Origin of the sequence: Bradyrhizobium sp. ISRA464, from assembly GCF_029910095.1 — a bacterium.
Lineage (GTDB): Bacteria > Pseudomonadota > Alphaproteobacteria > Rhizobiales > Xanthobacteraceae > Bradyrhizobium.
Window position 1 is genome coordinate 5,759,056 of record NZ_CP094526.1, and the last position, 15,075, is coordinate 5,774,130.

General features: G+C 64.5%; 13 protein-coding genes and 2 pseudogenes. 14 read left to right on the top strand and 1 reads right to left on the bottom strand.

What is annotated here, in order from left to right; all coding sequences use genetic code 11:
* Window positions 1–13 precede the first annotated feature (13 nt).
* The 6 genes from MTX19_RS26870 to MTX19_RS26895 are packed head-to-tail and all read left to right on the top strand — an operon-like array spanning window position 14 to window position 6,740.
* Window positions 14–985, top strand: a complete 972-nt coding sequence (locus tag MTX19_RS26870; RefSeq protein ID WP_280980085.1) for an ABC transporter permease — start codon at window positions 14–16, stop codon at window positions 983–985.
* Window positions 982–1,821, top strand: a complete 840-nt coding sequence (locus MTX19_RS26875) for an ABC transporter permease (RefSeq protein WP_280980086.1) — start codon at window positions 982–984, stop codon at window positions 1,819–1,821. Before MTX19_RS26870 ends, MTX19_RS26875 begins: the two co-directional genes overlap by 4 nt.
* 3 nt (window positions 1,822–1,824) lie before the next feature.
* Entirely contained in the window at window positions 1,825–3,444 is a 1,620-nt protein-coding gene (locus MTX19_RS26880; RefSeq protein WP_280980087.1) for an ABC transporter ATP-binding protein, read from the top strand.
* A gap of 15 nt (window positions 3,445–3,459) precedes the next feature.
* On the top strand, window positions 3,460–4,377 hold the full coding sequence (locus MTX19_RS26885) for a glyoxylate/hydroxypyruvate reductase A (RefSeq protein WP_280980089.1): 918 nt from the start codon (window positions 3,460–3,462) through the stop codon (window positions 4,375–4,377).
* Between the two features lie 22 nt (window positions 4,378–4,399).
* Window positions 4,400–5,464 carry a phosphotransferase gene (locus tag MTX19_RS26890; RefSeq protein WP_280980091.1) on the top strand — a complete coding sequence of 355 codons (1,065 nt, stop codon included), beginning with the start codon at window positions 4,400–4,402 and terminating at the stop codon, window positions 5,462–5,464.
* A gap of 4 nt (window positions 5,465–5,468) precedes the next feature.
* Window positions 5,469–6,740: an aspartate aminotransferase family protein gene (locus MTX19_RS26895; RefSeq protein WP_280980092.1), complete on the top strand. Its 1,272-nt coding sequence runs from the start codon at window positions 5,469–5,471 to the stop codon at window positions 6,738–6,740.
* A 439-nt stretch (window positions 6,741–7,179) separates the two neighbouring features.
* Here MTX19_RS26895 and MTX19_RS26900 read toward each other — a convergent pair.
* Window positions 7,180–7,710, bottom strand: a pseudogene (locus tag MTX19_RS26900) (IS5/IS1182 family transposase); the annotation flags it as partial.
* 59 nt (window positions 7,711–7,769) lie between these two features.
* On the opposite strand from MTX19_RS26900, the gene MTX19_RS26905 reads away from it, so the two are divergent.
* The 8 genes and pseudogenes from MTX19_RS26905 to MTX19_RS26940 all read left to right on the top strand — a co-directional run bounded on the left by MTX19_RS26905 (window position 7,770) and on the right by MTX19_RS26940 (window position 14,995).
* The gene (locus MTX19_RS26905; RefSeq protein ID WP_280980093.1) at window positions 7,770–8,165 is read left to right on the top strand and encodes a transposase; all 396 of its coding nucleotides are present in this window, start codon (window positions 7,770–7,772) and stop codon (window positions 8,163–8,165) included.
* Window positions 8,162–8,509 carry an IS66 family insertion sequence element accessory protein TnpB gene (tnpB, locus tag MTX19_RS26910; protein WP_280985550.1) on the top strand — a complete coding sequence of 116 codons (348 nt, stop codon included), beginning with the start codon at window positions 8,162–8,164 and terminating at the stop codon, window positions 8,507–8,509. Before MTX19_RS26905 ends, tnpB begins: the two co-directional genes overlap by 4 nt.
* 46 nt (window positions 8,510–8,555) lie before the next feature.
* A pseudogene (locus MTX19_RS26915) lies at window positions 8,556–9,713 on the top strand (IS66 family transposase); the annotation flags it as partial.
* A gap of 296 nt (window positions 9,714–10,009) precedes the next feature.
* Window positions 10,010–10,216 carry a ferredoxin gene (locus MTX19_RS26920; protein ID WP_280980094.1) on the top strand — a complete coding sequence of 69 codons (207 nt, stop codon included), beginning with the start codon at window positions 10,010–10,012 and terminating at the stop codon, window positions 10,214–10,216.
* A gap of 71 nt (window positions 10,217–10,287) precedes the next feature.
* Complete coding sequence (locus MTX19_RS26925; protein ID WP_280980096.1) at window positions 10,288–11,514, top strand: cytochrome P450; 1,227 nt, start codon at window positions 10,288–10,290, stop codon at window positions 11,512–11,514.
* A gap of 85 nt (window positions 11,515–11,599) precedes the next feature.
* Complete coding sequence (locus MTX19_RS26930; protein ID WP_280980097.1) at window positions 11,600–12,922, top strand: MFS transporter; 1,323 nt, start codon at window positions 11,600–11,602, stop codon at window positions 12,920–12,922.
* Window positions 12,923–12,932: 10 nt separating this feature from the next.
* Window positions 12,933–13,598 (top strand): sulfite oxidase-like oxidoreductase, encoded by a 666-nt coding sequence (locus tag MTX19_RS26935; protein ID WP_280980098.1) that lies wholly within the window; start codon window positions 12,933–12,935, stop codon window positions 13,596–13,598.
* A 173-nt stretch (window positions 13,599–13,771) separates the two neighbouring features.
* Entirely contained in the window at window positions 13,772–14,995 is a 1,224-nt protein-coding gene (locus tag MTX19_RS26940; RefSeq protein WP_280980100.1) for a bifunctional alpha/beta hydrolase/OsmC family protein, read from the top strand.
* Window positions 14,996–15,075: the final 80 nt, after the last annotated feature.

Consider the following 15,075-nt stretch of genomic DNA (forward strand, 5'->3'; position numbering starts at 1 on the left):
ACCGACCCCACCGATGCTCGCATTCATTGCCCAGAGACTTGCCAAGGCCGTTGTCGTCCTGCTCGCGATCGTGGTCTTCAACTTCATGCTGATCCGCATGGCGCCGGGCGACCCGGCGATGGTGATGGCGGGCGAGGCCGGCGCCAGCGACAAGATCTTCGTCGCGCAATTGCGCGAGAAGTTCGGGCTCGACCAGCCGCTGCCGGTCCAGCTCTACCGCTACGTCAAGGGTATCGTGACGCTCGATCTCGGCTTCTCGTTCCGCCAGCAGATGCCGGTGGCAAAGTTGATCGCCGAGCGGCTGCCCGCGACGCTGCTGCTGACCGTCACAGCCTTCGCCATTTCGTTGCTGCTCGGCGTTCTGTTCGGCACGCTGGCCGCACGCTTTGCCGGCACCTGGGCCGACACCGCGATCACGATACTGGCGCTGATCTTCTACGCCACACCGCTGTTCTGGGTGGCGCTGATGGCCATCCTGCTCTTTTCGGTCTCGATGGATTGGCTACCGAGCTTCGGTTACGAGACCGTCGGCGCCAATTACACCGGCTTCGCCCATGTGCTCGACGTCGGCGCCCATCTGATTTTGCCGGCAACAACGATGGGCCTGTTCTTCATGGCCACCTATGCCCGCATGACCCGCGCCTCGATGCTCGAGGTGAAGCGGCACGACTTCGTCAAGACCGCGCGCGCCAAGGGCCTGCGCGATGCCGTGATCCAGCGGCGCCACGTGCTACGCAACGCGCTGCTGCCGGTGGTGACGCTGGCGGGCTTGCAGGCTGGCACGCTGGTCGGCGGCGCCGTGCTGACGGAAACCGTATTCGCCTGGCCCGGCATCGGCCGCCTGATGTACGAGGCGCTGTTGCAGCGTGACTACAATCTGCTGCTCGGTGTTTTCGTGGTGTGCTCGGCGATGGTACTCGCCTTCAACCTGATCACCGACCTGATCTACCGCGCGGTCGATCCCCGCATCGAGTTCGCCTCATGAGCAAGTTCTGGCGCACGATGCTGCGCAACCCCGGTGGCGTGATCGGCCTCGTGATCCTGCTGCTGGCGATTGCGATCGCGATTTTCGCACCCCTGCTGTTTCCCACCTCGCCCTGGCGCATGGTGCAGCGGCCGTTCCTGCCGCCGTTTACGGTGCCCGGCCTGCCGCTCGGCACCGATGCGCTCGGCCGCGACGTGCTCGCCGGCATCATCTATGGCGCCCGCGTCTCGCTGCTGGTCGGCCTCGTCTCGACCATGGCCGCGCTCGCGGTCGGGATTCCCGTCGGCGCCCTCGCGGGCTATTTCGGCGGCAAGATCGGCGACGCGCTGATGCGCTTCACCGAATTCTTCCAGACCGTGCCGAGCTTCGCACTCGCAATCGTGCTGGTCGCGATCCTGCAGCCCTCGATCGTCTCGATCGTGCTGGCGATCGCGATCGTGAGCTGGCCGCCGGTCGCCCGCCTGGTCCGCGGCGAGGTGCTGTCGCTGCGGACCCGCGAATACGTCCAGGCCGCAATCGTCACCGGACAGTCGAACGGCTGGATCATCTGGCGCGAGATCCTGCCCAATGCGCTGTCGCCGGTGATCGTGCTGGCCTCGCTGATGGTCGCAACCGCGATCCTGCTGGAATCCTCGCTCTCGTTTCTCGGCCTCGGCGATCCCAATTTGATGTCCTGGGGCTACATGGTCGGCGCCGGCCGTACCGTGATCCGCCAGGCCTGGTGGATCACGCTATTCCCAGGCATCGCTATCCTGCTCTCGGTGCTGGCGCTGAACCTGATCGGCGAAGGGCTCAACGACGCGCTTAATCCGCGCCTCAACAAGGAAGGGCGTTGACGCATGTCGGCCGCGACAATCGTTTCGATCAGGAATCTGAAGCTCGCACTGCCGCCGGGCTCCGACCGTCCCTACGCCGTCGACGACGTCTCCTTCGATCTTGTGCCTGGCAAGATTCTCTGCGTGGTCGGCGAGTCCGGCTCCGGCAAGTCGATGTGCGCGCACGCGCTGATGGGGCTGTTGCCGGACACCATCATCCGCGAGGCTGGCGAGATCGCCTATGACGGCCAGAACCTGCTCACCCTCGACGACGCCGGCTGGCTTGCGCTGCGCGGCCGCCATATCGCGATGGTGTTTCAGGAGCCGATGACTGCGCTCAATCCGCTGATGCGGATCGGCGACCAGATCGCCGAGATGTTCGAGGCGCACAATCTGCTGACGCCCCGACAACGCAAGCAGAAGGCGTTGCAGCTGCTGCGCGAGGTCGGCCTGCCCGAGCCCGAGCGTTCGGTGCGTGCCTACCCGCATCAGCTGTCCGGCGGCCAGCGCCAGCGTGCGATGATCGCGATGGCCCTGGCGCTGGAGCCCGCGATCCTGGTGGCGGACGAGCCGACCACCGCGCTCGACGTCACGACACAGGCGCAGATCCTCGAGCTGATCCGCGACCTGCAGCGCCGCCGCAACATGGCGGTCATGTTCATCACCCACGATTTCGGTGTCGTCTCCGACATCGCCGACCGCGTCGTCGTGCTCCAGCACGGCAAGGTGGTCGAACAGGGCGCGGCTGACGACGTGTTGCGGCGGCCACAACATCCCTACACTAGGGCGCTGCTCGCGGCCGTGCCCTCGATGCAGCCGCCGGTGCGCGCGCCGCTTGCGGATCGCGCCAGAGCCGTCGAAGTGGTTGGCCTCGACAAGACCTATGTCAGCGGCGGCGGCTGGTTCCAGCCGGAACGCCGCGTCCAGGCTGCGAAGCAGGTCAATTTCGACATTCTGCAAGGCGAGACTGTCGGCCTGGTCGGAGAATCCGGCTCGGGCAAATCGTCCGTCGCCCGGCTCGTCATGCGGCTGATCGAGCCCGATCAGGGCACGGTGCGCCTTGGCGACACCGATTTCACCCGTATCGCCGGCAAGGCGCTGCGCAAGGAGCGCAGCCGTATCCAGATGATCTTCCAGGATCCATTCGCGTCGCTCAACCCGCGCCGCAAGGTCGGCAACATCATCGCCGACGGGTCGATAGCGCACGGCACTGATCCTGCGGTCGCACATAAGCGCGCCGCCGAACTGCTCGGCCTTGTCGGTCTGAATGCCAGTGCGATGGAACGCTATCCGCACGAATTCTCCGGCGGCCAGCGCCAACGCATCGGGATTGCGCGCGCGCTCGCGCTCGAGCCGGAAATCATCGTGGCGGACGAAGCGGTCTCTGCGCTCGATGTCTCGGTACAGGCACAGGTGCTGAACCTGCTGGAAGACCTCAAGGCGCGGCTCGGCCTGTCGATGCTGTTCATCACCCACGATCTGCGGGTGGCGGCGCAAATCTGCGACCGGATCGCGGTGATGCAGCGCGGCGCGATCGTCGAGCTGAAGCCGACCGCCGCGCTGTTCACGGCGCCCGAACATACCTACACGCGCGAGCTCCTCGCCGCGGTGCCCGGCCAGATTTCCTCATCGCGTGCGGCCTGAGCCATGCGTTGCGTCTTGATCAGCAGCAGCCTCGATCTTCGCGACTATTTCGGCGCGGAGCTGGCACGCATTGCGCCACGCGTCGAGGTAGTCGATCATGCCGGCGGTGCCGCGGATGTCCGTCTCGCTTTGGCCTGGCACCCGCCCGACGACGCGTTCGAACGCTATCCCGACCTGCAGGCGGTGTGCTCGATCGCCGCCGGCGTCGACAACATCATGGCCTGCCCGAGCCTGCCGCCCGGCGTCGACGTGGTGCGCGTGGTCGATCCCGGACAGGCGCAGATGATGTCGGGCTTCATCGCCTGGCATGCAATCGGGCATCAGCGCGGCCTTGCCGCCTTCAGCGCCCAGCAGCGTGACCGGATCTGGCAACGCCGCGCCCAGCGGCGCCCGCAGGATGTTCCGGTCGGCATCCTCGGCAATGGCGAGATCGGCCGGCGCGTCGCCGTCGACCTCGCCCATCTCGGCTTTCCCGTGATGTCCTGGAGCCGGACCGCCAAGGTCATTTCATCGGCGAGCCGCAGTTTCCACGGGCCGGCCGGTCTTGCCGCGATGCTCGACGAGACCGAAGTGCTGGTCAACCTGCTGCCGCTGACGGCGGAGACGCGCAACATCCTCAACGGTAATCTGTTCGGCAGGATGCGCCGCGGCGGTTACCTGATCCAGGTCGGCCGCGGCGAACATCTGGTGGAGGCCGATCTGCTCACGGCGCTCGACAGCGGTCACCTGTCCGGCGCGGCGCTCGACGTCTTCGCGACCGAACCGTTGCCCAAGGCGCATCCGTTCTGGCATCATCCCCAGATCGCCATCACGCCGCATGACGCCAGCGACGTCAGTATCAGCGCCGTCGCGACCACGCTTGCCACGACCGCGGACGCGATCCGCGCCGGACGGCGCCCCCCGCATGCGATCGACCGCGCACGCGGTTATTGATTGCGACACGGAGGAGCGTCAGATGCAGAACTCGCGTTTGTCCGCCGATGCCGTGCACCCGCTCGACGGGCTGCGCGCCGCCGGGCCGATTGTGGAGGCGCGGGCGCAGACGCTGGCCAGGGACTATTACGGCCTGGCGGCCGAGATCCGCCGGCTCGATAGCGAGCGGGACCAGAATTTCCGGCTGCGCACGCAGGACGGAGGCGAATACGTCCTCAAGATCGCCAATCCCGCCGAAGACCGTGCCGTCACCAATCTGCAGACCGAAGCGCTGCGCCACATCGCGGACCGTGATCCGCTGCTGCCGATCCCACGCGTCATTCCCGCACAGGACGGCGCGGTCGAGCTCGAAATCGGCTTCGACGACGGCTCGATGCGGGTCGTACGGCTGTTGTCATTCCTTGCCGGAACGCCGATGCATCAGGCGCCACCATCGGCGACGCTGCGCCGCCACGTCGGCCAATGCGCAGCGCGGCTTGCGCTTGCGCTGCGCGACTTCGTTCATCCCGGCGCGGGCCACAAATTGCTCTGGGACATCCAGCATGCCGCCGAGTTGCGGCCGCTGCTCGACGCGGTACCGTCTGCCCAGCGCCATCTCGTCGAGCGTGTCCTCAACCATTTCGAGGCCGACGCCATGCCTGTGCTGGCGCAGCTTCCAAAGCAAGCGCTGCATAACGATCTCAATCCGCACAACATCGTCGTCGACGCGGCCTCGCAGGCCCGCGTCTGCGGGATCATCGATTTCGGCGACCTGACTGCGACCGCCCGCATCAACGACCTCGCGATCGCGGCTGCCTATCAGGTGACCGACAGCGAGGATCCGCTGGCGCCGGCGCTCGATCTGGTTGCGGCCTATCACGCGGTCTCGCCGCTCGAACCGCGCGAGCGCGGCATCCTGTTCGACCTGATCGCGACCCGCATGGTCATGACGATCGTGATCAGCAACATCAGGGCCGCTCGCTATCGGGAGAACAGCGCGTATATTCTGCGCAACAACAGACAGGCGTCGGCCCGGCTCGCCCGGATCGCGACGCTGACGCGAACACAGGCTACGCAGCAGATCGAGCGTGCCTGCCAGGGGGAGTGATACAATGCCGGCCGAAGCCTCGACCCAGGAGCTGATCGCACGCCGAAACCGTCTGCTCGGGCCCGCCTACCGGTTGTTCTACGAGCAGCCGCTGCATGTGGTGCGTGGCGAAGGTGTCTGGCTGTACGACGCCGCAGGCAACCGCTATCTCGACGCCTACAACAACGTCGCCTGCGTCGGCCACTGCCACTCGCATGTCATCGAGGCCATCGCGCGGCAGGCCGCGGTGCTCAACACCCACACCCGCTATCTGCACGAGACCATCCTCGATTACGCCGAGCGGCTGCTCGCGACCTTTCCGGCCGAGCTCGGCCAGGTGATGTTCACCTGCACCGGCAGCGAGGCCAACGATCTGGCGCTCCGCGTCGCCCGCACCTGCACCGGCGGGACCGGCGTCGTCGTCACCCGGACCGCCTATCACGGCGTCACCGGCGCGCTCGCCGAGTTGTCGCCGTCGCTCGGCCTGCCCGAGCCGACCGCTCCCCATGTCCGGCTGGTGCCTGCGCCGCAGTCCGCCGACGATGACACGGGCGAGACCTTTGCAAGCCACGTCCGTGCAGCATTCGAGGATATGGCACGCAGCGGCATTCGCCCGGCCGCGCTGCTGGTCGACACGATCTTCTCCAGCGACGGCGTATTCGCCGATCCGCCGGGCTTCCTGCGGCCGGCGGTGGATGCCGCGCGTGCGGCCGGCGCGTTGTTCATCACCGACGAGGTGCAGCCAGGCTTTGGTCGCTGTGGCGAGGGCATGTGGGGCTTTGCCCGCCACGGCGTGGTCCCCGACATGGTCACGATGGGCAAGCCGATGGGCAACGGCCATCCGATCGCGGCGATGGCGGCGCGACCGGAGTTGCTGAAGGAATTCGGCGCGCGCTCACGCTATTTCAACACCTTTGGCGGCAATCCCGTGTCCGCCGCCGCCGGCATGGCCGTGCTCGACGTAATCGAGCGGCAAAGCCTGGTCGAGAACGCCAGGCGCACCGGCACTTATTTGCGCGAGCGGCTCACCGCGCTGCGCGCGAGGCATGAGCTCGTGGCGGAGGTTCGGGGTGCTGGTCTCTTCATCGGTGTCGAGCTCCGCCGCGGCGACTCGGCCGCCGCGGGTGAGACGACGAAACTGGTCAATGCAATGCGCAGACGGCATATTCTGATCAGCGCGGCCGGTCCCGGCGCCAATGTGCTGAAGATTCGTCCGCCCCTGACATTCGGCATGGAGCACGGCGATCTACTGGTCGAGGCGCTCGATCAAGCGCTACAAGAGAATTCGATAGACTGACGATCTCGCGGATTGCTGGTCTTCGTCAGCAGCGGGCAATACCTTCATGCCGCCCTTCAGCCTTACCCCGCTGATACCGGCCTTGAGCATTTCCGCAACCAACCACACCGTCCGGTCCGTCGCAGCGTCGATCCCGAGGCCACGCGAGGACGCAGCTCATACTGGATGGGATGAGATTTTTCTTGATTTCTCGGTGCACACGTCATGCACACGCAGCCCTCTAAACATCTGAAGAATTTAAGCTTTCGCTCCAATCCATCATCGGAGCGACGGAGAATTTCCATTTCATCTCAATTGCTTACCCGCTACGCCGGTTCAATGCAACATGATGCTTTTGATAACCTTGCCCGTCTGATCCAACTAAAATATCGAAAACAACCCCATGCAAAGTAGCACCCCAGTTGGGAGTCGTTCGTGAAGAACTGGCGCGGCGCCCGCCTCAAGCGATGTTTCGAGCCGGGACGGTCTCGAAGAAGGCTCGGATGATGACACGCAAGAGCTCTGCGAGCCCGAAGTTATAGCCGGCAGCGGCGAGAACAGCGTTGATGCGGTCGCCGAGGCGTCCCTTGAGATAATTTCGGTCCATGCGGTGCTCGGCCTTGACGTGGCCGATGACGGGCTCGACAGCCGCGCAACGCTTCATCTCGCGACGGATGGAAGCTGTGACGCGGCGGACCTGACCCGAGATCCAGACCCTGAACCGATGCGGGTGGTTGTGACCGCGATATCCTTTGTCGACGTGGATACGGCGAGCCTCGACGCCGATGAGCTTCTCCATGTCGGCGATTACGGGACCGAGCGTGTGCCCATCGAAGGGATTGCCATGCAGGGCCTTGGCATGGAGCACGAACTGGCCGCCCTTCGGAGACGTCACGGGGGTGGCGATGCTGACCTTGCAGCCGAACTCGTAGGGCGCGCGGGCTTTACCCTTGCCGATGCACTCAACCTCCGGAGCATGTAGCGCATAGACCGTACGTATCCGAGCAAGGCCGCCTTGTGAAAAGGTTGGGAGCGTAGCTGACTGTCCTTATGGATGTGCATAAGGACAGTGCGGTGCTGAGCCGCATAGAGGTGGTGGAGACCGGTCGGCGGCGCCGGTGGACGAGTGGGGAGAAGCTCCGGATCGTAGAAGAGAGCTTCGCGGGGCCACGACTGGTTTCGGCGACCGCTCGCCGGTACGGGATCTCACGCCAGCTTCTGCTGAATTGGCGCAAGACTTTGGCCTCCAATCATGGGGCTGGAGAGGGTTCGATCGGCCCGACATTTGTCCCTGCGATAGTTGTGCCGAGCCCGCCCCCAACGACGGAAGCTGTTGAGGCAGGTCAGATTGAAATCGTAAGCGCGAAAGGGCTGCGCGTGGTCTTCGGTCCCGGCGTGGACGTCGAGGTGGTGGTTCGAATTGCTCGCGGACTGGAGCGCCGATGATCCCGATCCCGACGGGCGTGCGGGTGTGGCTGGCGACGGGCTACACGGATATGCGCAGAGGCTTCCCCTCCTTGGCGCTGCAGGTTCAGGAAGTGCTTGGTCAGGACGCGCTGGGCGGCCACTTATTCTGCTTCCGCGGTCGCAGAGGTGACCTGCTGAAGGTGATTTGGCACGACTCCCAGGGAGCCTGCCTATTTACGAAACGTTTGGAGCGGGGGCGATTTATTTGGCCTTCGGCGGTAGATGGCGCGGTATCGATCTCGCCGGCGCAGTTGTCTTACTTGCTGTCCGGCATCGACTGGAGGCATCCTCAAGAAACTCAACGTCCGACGCGGGTCGGATAGTCGTTTTACGGTTTGAATCTGCGGCTTGATCTGATTCAATGGCTTCATGATATCGAAGCCGGACGATCTTCCATCGGACCTTGAGAGTGCCCTGGCGGCGCTGCAGGCCGAGCGTGAAGCGCGGCTACACGCCGAGGCGGTGGCGGCCAGTGCGCGGGCGGAGCTGTCAGACAACGAGGCGCTGATCGCGCATCTGGAGCTGCGGATCGAGAAGCTCAAACGCGAACTGTACGGACCGCGCTCCGAGCGCACGGCGCGGCTGCTCGAGCAGCTGGAATTGGAGCTCGAAGAACTCGTCACCACGGCGAGCGAGGATGAGCTTGCCGCGCAGGCCGCGGCGGCGAAGACGCAGACCGTGCGCGCCTTCACGCGCAAGCGGCCGGTGCGCAAGCCATGGCCGGATGACATCGAACACGAGCGCGTCGTCATTGAGGCTCCAACGAGCTGCGCCTGTTGCGGCGGATCTCGGCTGGCGAAGATCGGCGAGGACGTGACCAAGACGCTGGAGGAGATCCCGCGTCGCTTCAAGGTGATCGAGACGGTGCGCGAGAAGTTCACCTGCCGCGATTGCGAGAAGATCACCCAGCCGCCGGCGCCGTTCCATGCCACGCCGCGCGGCTTCATCGGCCCGCAGTTGCTTGCGACGATCCTGTTCGACAAGTTCGGCATGCATATCCCGCTCAACCGCCAGAGCGCGCGCTTCAAAAGCGAGGGGATCGACTTGCCGCTGTCGACGCTGGCCGATCAGGTTGGTCACGGGACCTTCGCCGTCATGCCGCTCTTCCACCTGATCGAGCGCCATGTGCTCTCTGCCGAGCGCCTTCATGGCGATGACACCACCATCCGTATCCTGGCAAAGGGCAAGTGCACGACCGGGCGGATCTGGACTTATGTGCGGGATGACCGGCCCTTCGCCGGGCCTGCGCCGCCGGCGGCGGTCTATTACGCCTCGAGCGACCGACGAGGCGAGCATCCCCAGAAGCATCTGGCCGCCTTCGGTGGTATCCTGCAAGCCGATTGCTACAGCGGCTTCGAACCGCTGTTCGACCCGCAGAAGAAGGTGCGGCCGATTACGCCGGCATTTTGCTTTGCCCATGCACGGCGGGGCTTCTTCGAACTGGCTGACATCGAGAAAAATGCCCGGGAAGGTAACAAGGGCAAACCGGTCTCTCCGATCGCGCTGGATGCGGTCAGACGCCTCGAACGGAGGGTCGCTTGCTTCGTTGTTGAGGGAGGTGTCTCGTGACCGTTAGCTCTCTTCAAAAGCCCGGTCGGCACGCTTGGAAATTTTCGCAGTCTTTGGTGACGTTTTCTCAGCTTTTGCCGGACTGTCCAACGGCTGAATTTTCGCTTGACGCGGAAGCGGGACAATAATGTAATACGATATAACTTGGCGGACTGTTTAAGAAGCTGATCCGCCCAAGCAAGATAGACTTGCAAAATGAAAATGAGGAACCCAGCGCGGACCATTGCGCGCGAGAGCTGAGGGAGAGCACTGGCATGTCCAGGCTGAAGATCCGCATCGACCAGGACAAGTGCCAGGGTCACGCCCGCTGCAAATCACTCGCCCCTGAACTGTTCGAGCTCGACGAATACGGTAACGCCCATGAAGTCGGCGACGGATCCGTCCCGGCCGGGCTCGAGGACAAGGCGTGGCTCGCGCAGACCAACTGTCCGGAAATCGCGATCGAGGTCACCGAGGAGTAGCCGCGGCCGAGAGGCACGCAGCATTCCATAAAGCCGACCAGCGTTTGAACGAACGAGAAGGAAACGAGCCGATGTCCGATTCCCCGTCCGCAAGCTATCTGCCCGAGCATCCCCCAGTCACCGACTGGGTCAACGATTTCGACCATACTGATCCGACCTGGACCGAGAACCCGTTCCCGATCTGGGAGGAACTGCGCGCGGCTTCGCCCGTCGTGCACACCGAGCGTTTCCTCGGCTGCTACATGCCGACCACCTATCAGGCGGTGAAGGAGATCGCCTACGACACCGAGCACTTTTCCTCCCGCCGCGTGATCGTGCGCGACGTCCGCCCCGACATCACGGCCAAGGCGCCGCCGATCACCTCCGACCCGCCGGAGCACAAGCCGGCCAAGCAGTTGCTGCTGCCGCCGTTCACGCCCGATGCGATGAAGAAGCTGGAGCCGCGGGTGCGCGCGATCTGCAACGAGCTGATCGACGAGTTCGTCAATGACGGCCAGTGCGACGCCGCGGCGCGCTACACCAAGCACATCCCGGTGCGCGCGATCGCCCACATGCTCGGCATTCCCGAAAAGGATGGCGACCTCTTCATCAAGTGGATTCACCAGATCCTCGAGCTCGGCATCAAGGACGACAACGAGCTGATGACGGCCGTGCGCGAGATGACCGGCTACTTCATGACCCATCTCGAGCAGCGCAAGCAGCAGCCGGGCGACGACCTGATCTCGGCGCTGATGCAGGCGAAGGGACCGGGCGGTCAACCGCTTTCCGACGATCATGTGCTCGGCTCGCTGCGGCTGCTCCTGATCGCGGGCATCGACACCACGTGGAGCGCGATTGGCTCCTCGCTCTGGCACCTGGCCCGGACGCCGTCCGATCGCGAACGCCTGATTGCGGAACCCAGCTTGATCCCTACCGCGATCGAGGAATTCCTGCGCGCCTATTCGCCAGTGACGATGGCGCGCGAGGTGATGAAGGAGACCACGATCAGCGGTTGCTCGGTGAAAGCGGGCAACATGGTGCTGCTGTCGTTCCCGGCCGCCAACCGCGACCCCGCCATGTTCCCCGACGCCGATAAGGTGGTGATCGATCGCAAGGAGAACCGCCATGCGGCCTTCGGCCTCGGCATCCACCGCTGCGTCGGGTCCAACCTGGCGCGGATGGAGATGACGGTGGCGATCGAGGAGTGGCTGAAGCGGATTCCGGATTTCCGCCTCGACCCGGCCGGCAGGGTCACCTGGTCGGAAGGCACGGTCCGCGGTCCGCGTCAACTGCCAATGCTGTTCGGCAGGAACGCCTGAGGTCATCCGCGACCGGTTACATCGTGCCCGCCAAATGAGGTAGCTTGGCCCCGGAATTGAGCCAAAGAGTCCGGGAGGCTACGCTATGTCCGATCAAACCGCTCAGCCCGCGAGCGATCATCTCGACATCCACGACGTGGAGCGGCGGGTGAAGGCGATCTTCATCGGCTCGGTCGGCAATCTCGTCGAGTGGTATGACTTTTACGCCTATACGGCGTTCGCACTCTATTTCGCGCCCGCGTTCTTTCCGCACAGCGACCCCGTGGTCCAGCAGCTCAACGCGGCGGTGCTGTTCGCGGCCACCTTCCTGATGCGCCCGCTCGGTGGCTGGCTGTTCGGCTTTATCGCCGACCGCTACGGCCGCCGCCTGTCGCTGACCGTTTCGGTGGTCTGCATGTGCTTCGGCTCGCTGATCATCGCGGTGACGCCGACCTACGAGACCATCGGCTTTGCCGCGCCGGCGATCCTGGCGCTGGCGCGCATCATCGAGGGCTTGAGCCTGGGTGGCGAGTATGGTGCGAGCGCCACGTATCTCAGCGAGGTGGCCGACGCCAAGCACCGCGGCTTCTATTCCAGCTTCCAGTACGTCACGCTGATCGGCGGCCAGCTCACTGCGATCATCGTCCTGTTGCTGCTGCAGAAGGTGTTCCTGACGCCGGAGGAACTGAAGGCGTGGGGCTGGCGAATTCCCTTCGTGATCGGGGCGATGCTCGCAATCTTCGCCGCGGTGATGCGCCGCAGCCTGCACGAGACCGAGGCCTTCATCGAAGCCAAGAAAGTCTCGAAGCCGACCGGCTCGATCGTGGCACTGTTGAACTATCCCCGCGAGCTGCTGCTGGTGGTCGGGCTCACCGCGGGCGGCACCGCGGCGTTCTACACCTTCACCACCTACATGCAGACATTCGTGAAGCTCTCGGTCGGCCTGACCGAAGACCAGACCACCTTCGTGATCTTCGGCTCGCTGATCTTCGCCACCATCCTGCAGCCGACCTATGGCGCGATCTCCGATCACATCGGCCGCAAGCCGCTGCTGATCTTCTTTGGCGTCGCCGGCACGCTGGCGACGGTCCCCATCCTGACCACATTGAAGGAGAGCAAGTCACCGTTGATCGCGTTCCTCCTGATCTGCGGCGCGTGGACCTTCGTCGCCGGCTATACATCGATCAACGCGATCGTGAAGGCCGAGCTGTTCCCGACCAATGTGCGTGCGCTGGGTGTCGGCCTGCCCTACGCGATCACCGTGTCGGTGTTCGGCGGCACCGCACCGGCGGTCGCACTTTATTTCAAGAGCATCGGGCATGAGGATTGGTTCTATTACTATCTCAGCGGCATGATCTTCCTGTCGCTCCTGATCTATGCGACCATGCGCGACACCAAGCATGACTCCGCGATGCATCGCCACGAGTGACGACAAGCTGATGACCGACGACCCTGAGCCCCCTGCCGAGAGCAAGCTGACGCGCAGCAAGCAGCGCTGGGCGCGCGAGGGCAAATTCCTCACCGGCAAGGTTACCCGGCCCGACGAGCAGCGCCTGCCGCCGGGCCAGCACCTGACGCGAGATTGGCCGGTGCTCGACCTAGGCCTGACGCCCAATATCCCGCACGCGCGCTGGCGGCTCGATGTCTATGGCCCGGTCGAGCACACGATCTACTGGACGTGGGAGCAGTTCCTCGCGCAGCCGCAGACGCAGTTCGTCTCCGACATCCATTGCGTCACCACATGGTCGCGCTACGACAACCAGTGGGAGGGACTTGCCACGCGCGACCTGCTCGCCGCCTGCCAGCCTCGCGAGGATGCGCGCTTCGTCGTGCTGCATTCCTATGACGGCTATACGACGAACCTCTTACTCGAGGACTTCGCCGCGGAGGACGCGTTATTGGCCCATCGCTGGTCCGGCCAGCCGCTCGAGCAGGAGCATGGCGGTCCGGTGCGGCTCGTCGTGCCGCATCTCTATTTCTGGAAGAGTGCCAAGTGGCTGCAGCGCATCGAATTCCTGACCGAGGACGCGCCGGGCTATTGGGAAGTGCGCGGCTATCACAGCCGCGGCGATCCCTGGGCCGAACAGCGCTATTCTGGCGACTGAGCTTCACGGATGGTGAAGTTGGACCGATGGCTTCATCCTTCGAGACGCGGCGATGCGGCCGCTCCTCAGGATGAGGTCGTCCATCGAGCAAGGTTTCAGACCCTCGTGGTGAGGAGCGCGGCAACGCCATGTATCTCGAACCACGAGGCCATGGATGGCAAAGGAGAACCATCGTGCCGCACGAACGCTTTCAATTCACCGGCTCGGAGGGCCACCAGCTCGCAGCGGCGCTTGACACGCCCGATGGCCCGATCGAGGCCTATGCGCTGTTCGCGCATTGCTTCACCTGCGGCAAGGACGTACTCGCCGCGAAACGCATCGCGGTCGCGCTTGCCGCCAAGGGCATCGCAACCCTGCGGTTCGACTTCACCGGGCTCGGCTCCAGCGAAGGCGATTTCGCCAACTCGACCTTCTCGTCGAATGTCGCCGATCTCGTCCGCGCCGCCGACCATCTGCGCGAGACACGCGCGGCGCCGGCGATCCTGATCGGCCACAGCCTCGGCGGCGCGGCGATCCTCGCGGCGGCCGGGCAGGTTCCGGAAGCGAAAGCGGTCGTCACCATCGCTGCGCCGTCCGATCCCGCCCATGTCACGCATCTCTTCAAGGACAAGCTCGACGACATTCGCGCACAGGGCGAGGTCGAGGTGTCGCTGGCCGGCCGCCCGTTCCGCATCAAGCGGGAATTCCTCGACGACGTCGCCGAGCAGAACCTGATGGCGCAGGTGACCAGGCTGCACAAGGCGATCCTGATCATGCACTCGCCGACCGACGACACCGTCGGCATCGAGAACGCCACCCACATCTTCGTCGCGGCGAGGCACCCGAAGAGTTTCGTCTCGCTTGCCGGCTCCGATCATCTCCTGAGCGGCAAGCAGGACGCAGCCTATGTCGCCGACATCATTGCCGCCTGGGTCGAGCGCTATGTCGAGCTCGCAGCGCCGGAACCGGCAGCAGATACGGGCACCGCCCCGCGCAACGTCGTGGTGCAAGAGACCAGGGCCAGCAAGTTTCAGCAGATTGTCACCACGGGTCCACACCGGATGCTGGCCGACGAACCGGTGGCCGTTGGCGGCCAAGATACCGGCCCGGGACCTTACGATTTTGTGCTGGCTGGGCTCGGCGCCTGCACCTCGATGACCATGCGCATGTATGCCGACCGCAAATCGCTGCCGCTCGATCGCGTCACCGTGACGCTGACGCACAGCAAGATCTATGCGAAGGATTGCGCGGAGTGCGAGACGCGCGAGGGCATGCTCGATCAGATCGACCGCGTCATACGGATCGAGGGCACGCTCGATGATGACCAGCGCAAGCGGCTGATGGAGATCGCCGACAAGTGCCCGGTGCACAAGACCCTGACGTCGGAGGTACGGATCGTCACCAAGGCGGCGGAATAATCAATCTAGCCTACTGCGCCACAGGCTCCTCACAGGAGGTGGTGCGCACCGCTGCACCCACGTCATTGCGAGCGAAGCGA

What these genes read in the sequence shown, in the direction of transcription:
- MTX19_RS26925 (WP_280980096.1), top strand. Translation starts at nt 10,288, where the DNA reads ATGTCCGATTCCCCGTCCGCAAGCTATCTGCCCGAGCATCCCCCAGTC.
- MTX19_RS26905 (WP_280980093.1), top strand. Translation starts at nt 7,770, where the DNA reads ATGGATGTGCATAAGGACAGTGCGGTGCTGAGCCGCATAGAGGTGGTG.
- MTX19_RS26935 (WP_280980098.1), top strand. Translation starts at nt 12,933, where the DNA reads ATGACCGACGACCCTGAGCCCCCTGCCGAGAGCAAGCTGACGCGCAGC.
- MTX19_RS26880 (WP_280980087.1), top strand. Translation starts at nt 1,825, where the DNA reads ATGTCGGCCGCGACAATCGTTTCGATCAGGAATCTGAAGCTCGCACTG.
- MTX19_RS26930 (WP_280980097.1), top strand. Translation starts at nt 11,600, where the DNA reads ATGTCCGATCAAACCGCTCAGCCCGCGAGCGATCATCTCGACATCCAC.
- MTX19_RS26870 (WP_280980085.1), top strand. Translation starts at nt 14, where the DNA reads ATGCTCGCATTCATTGCCCAGAGACTTGCCAAGGCCGTTGTCGTCCTG.
- MTX19_RS26920 (WP_280980094.1), top strand. Translation starts at nt 10,010, where the DNA reads ATGTCCAGGCTGAAGATCCGCATCGACCAGGACAAGTGCCAGGGTCAC.
- MTX19_RS26875 (WP_280980086.1), top strand. Translation starts at nt 982, where the DNA reads ATGAGCAAGTTCTGGCGCACGATGCTGCGCAACCCCGGTGGCGTGATC.
- tnpB (WP_280985550.1), top strand. Translation starts at nt 8,162, where the DNA reads ATGATCCCGATCCCGACGGGCGTGCGGGTGTGGCTGGCGACGGGCTAC.
- MTX19_RS26895 (WP_280980092.1), top strand. Translation starts at nt 5,469, where the DNA reads ATGCCGGCCGAAGCCTCGACCCAGGAGCTGATCGCACGCCGAAACCGT.
- MTX19_RS26890 (WP_280980091.1), top strand. Translation starts at nt 4,400, where the DNA reads ATGCAGAACTCGCGTTTGTCCGCCGATGCCGTGCACCCGCTCGACGGG.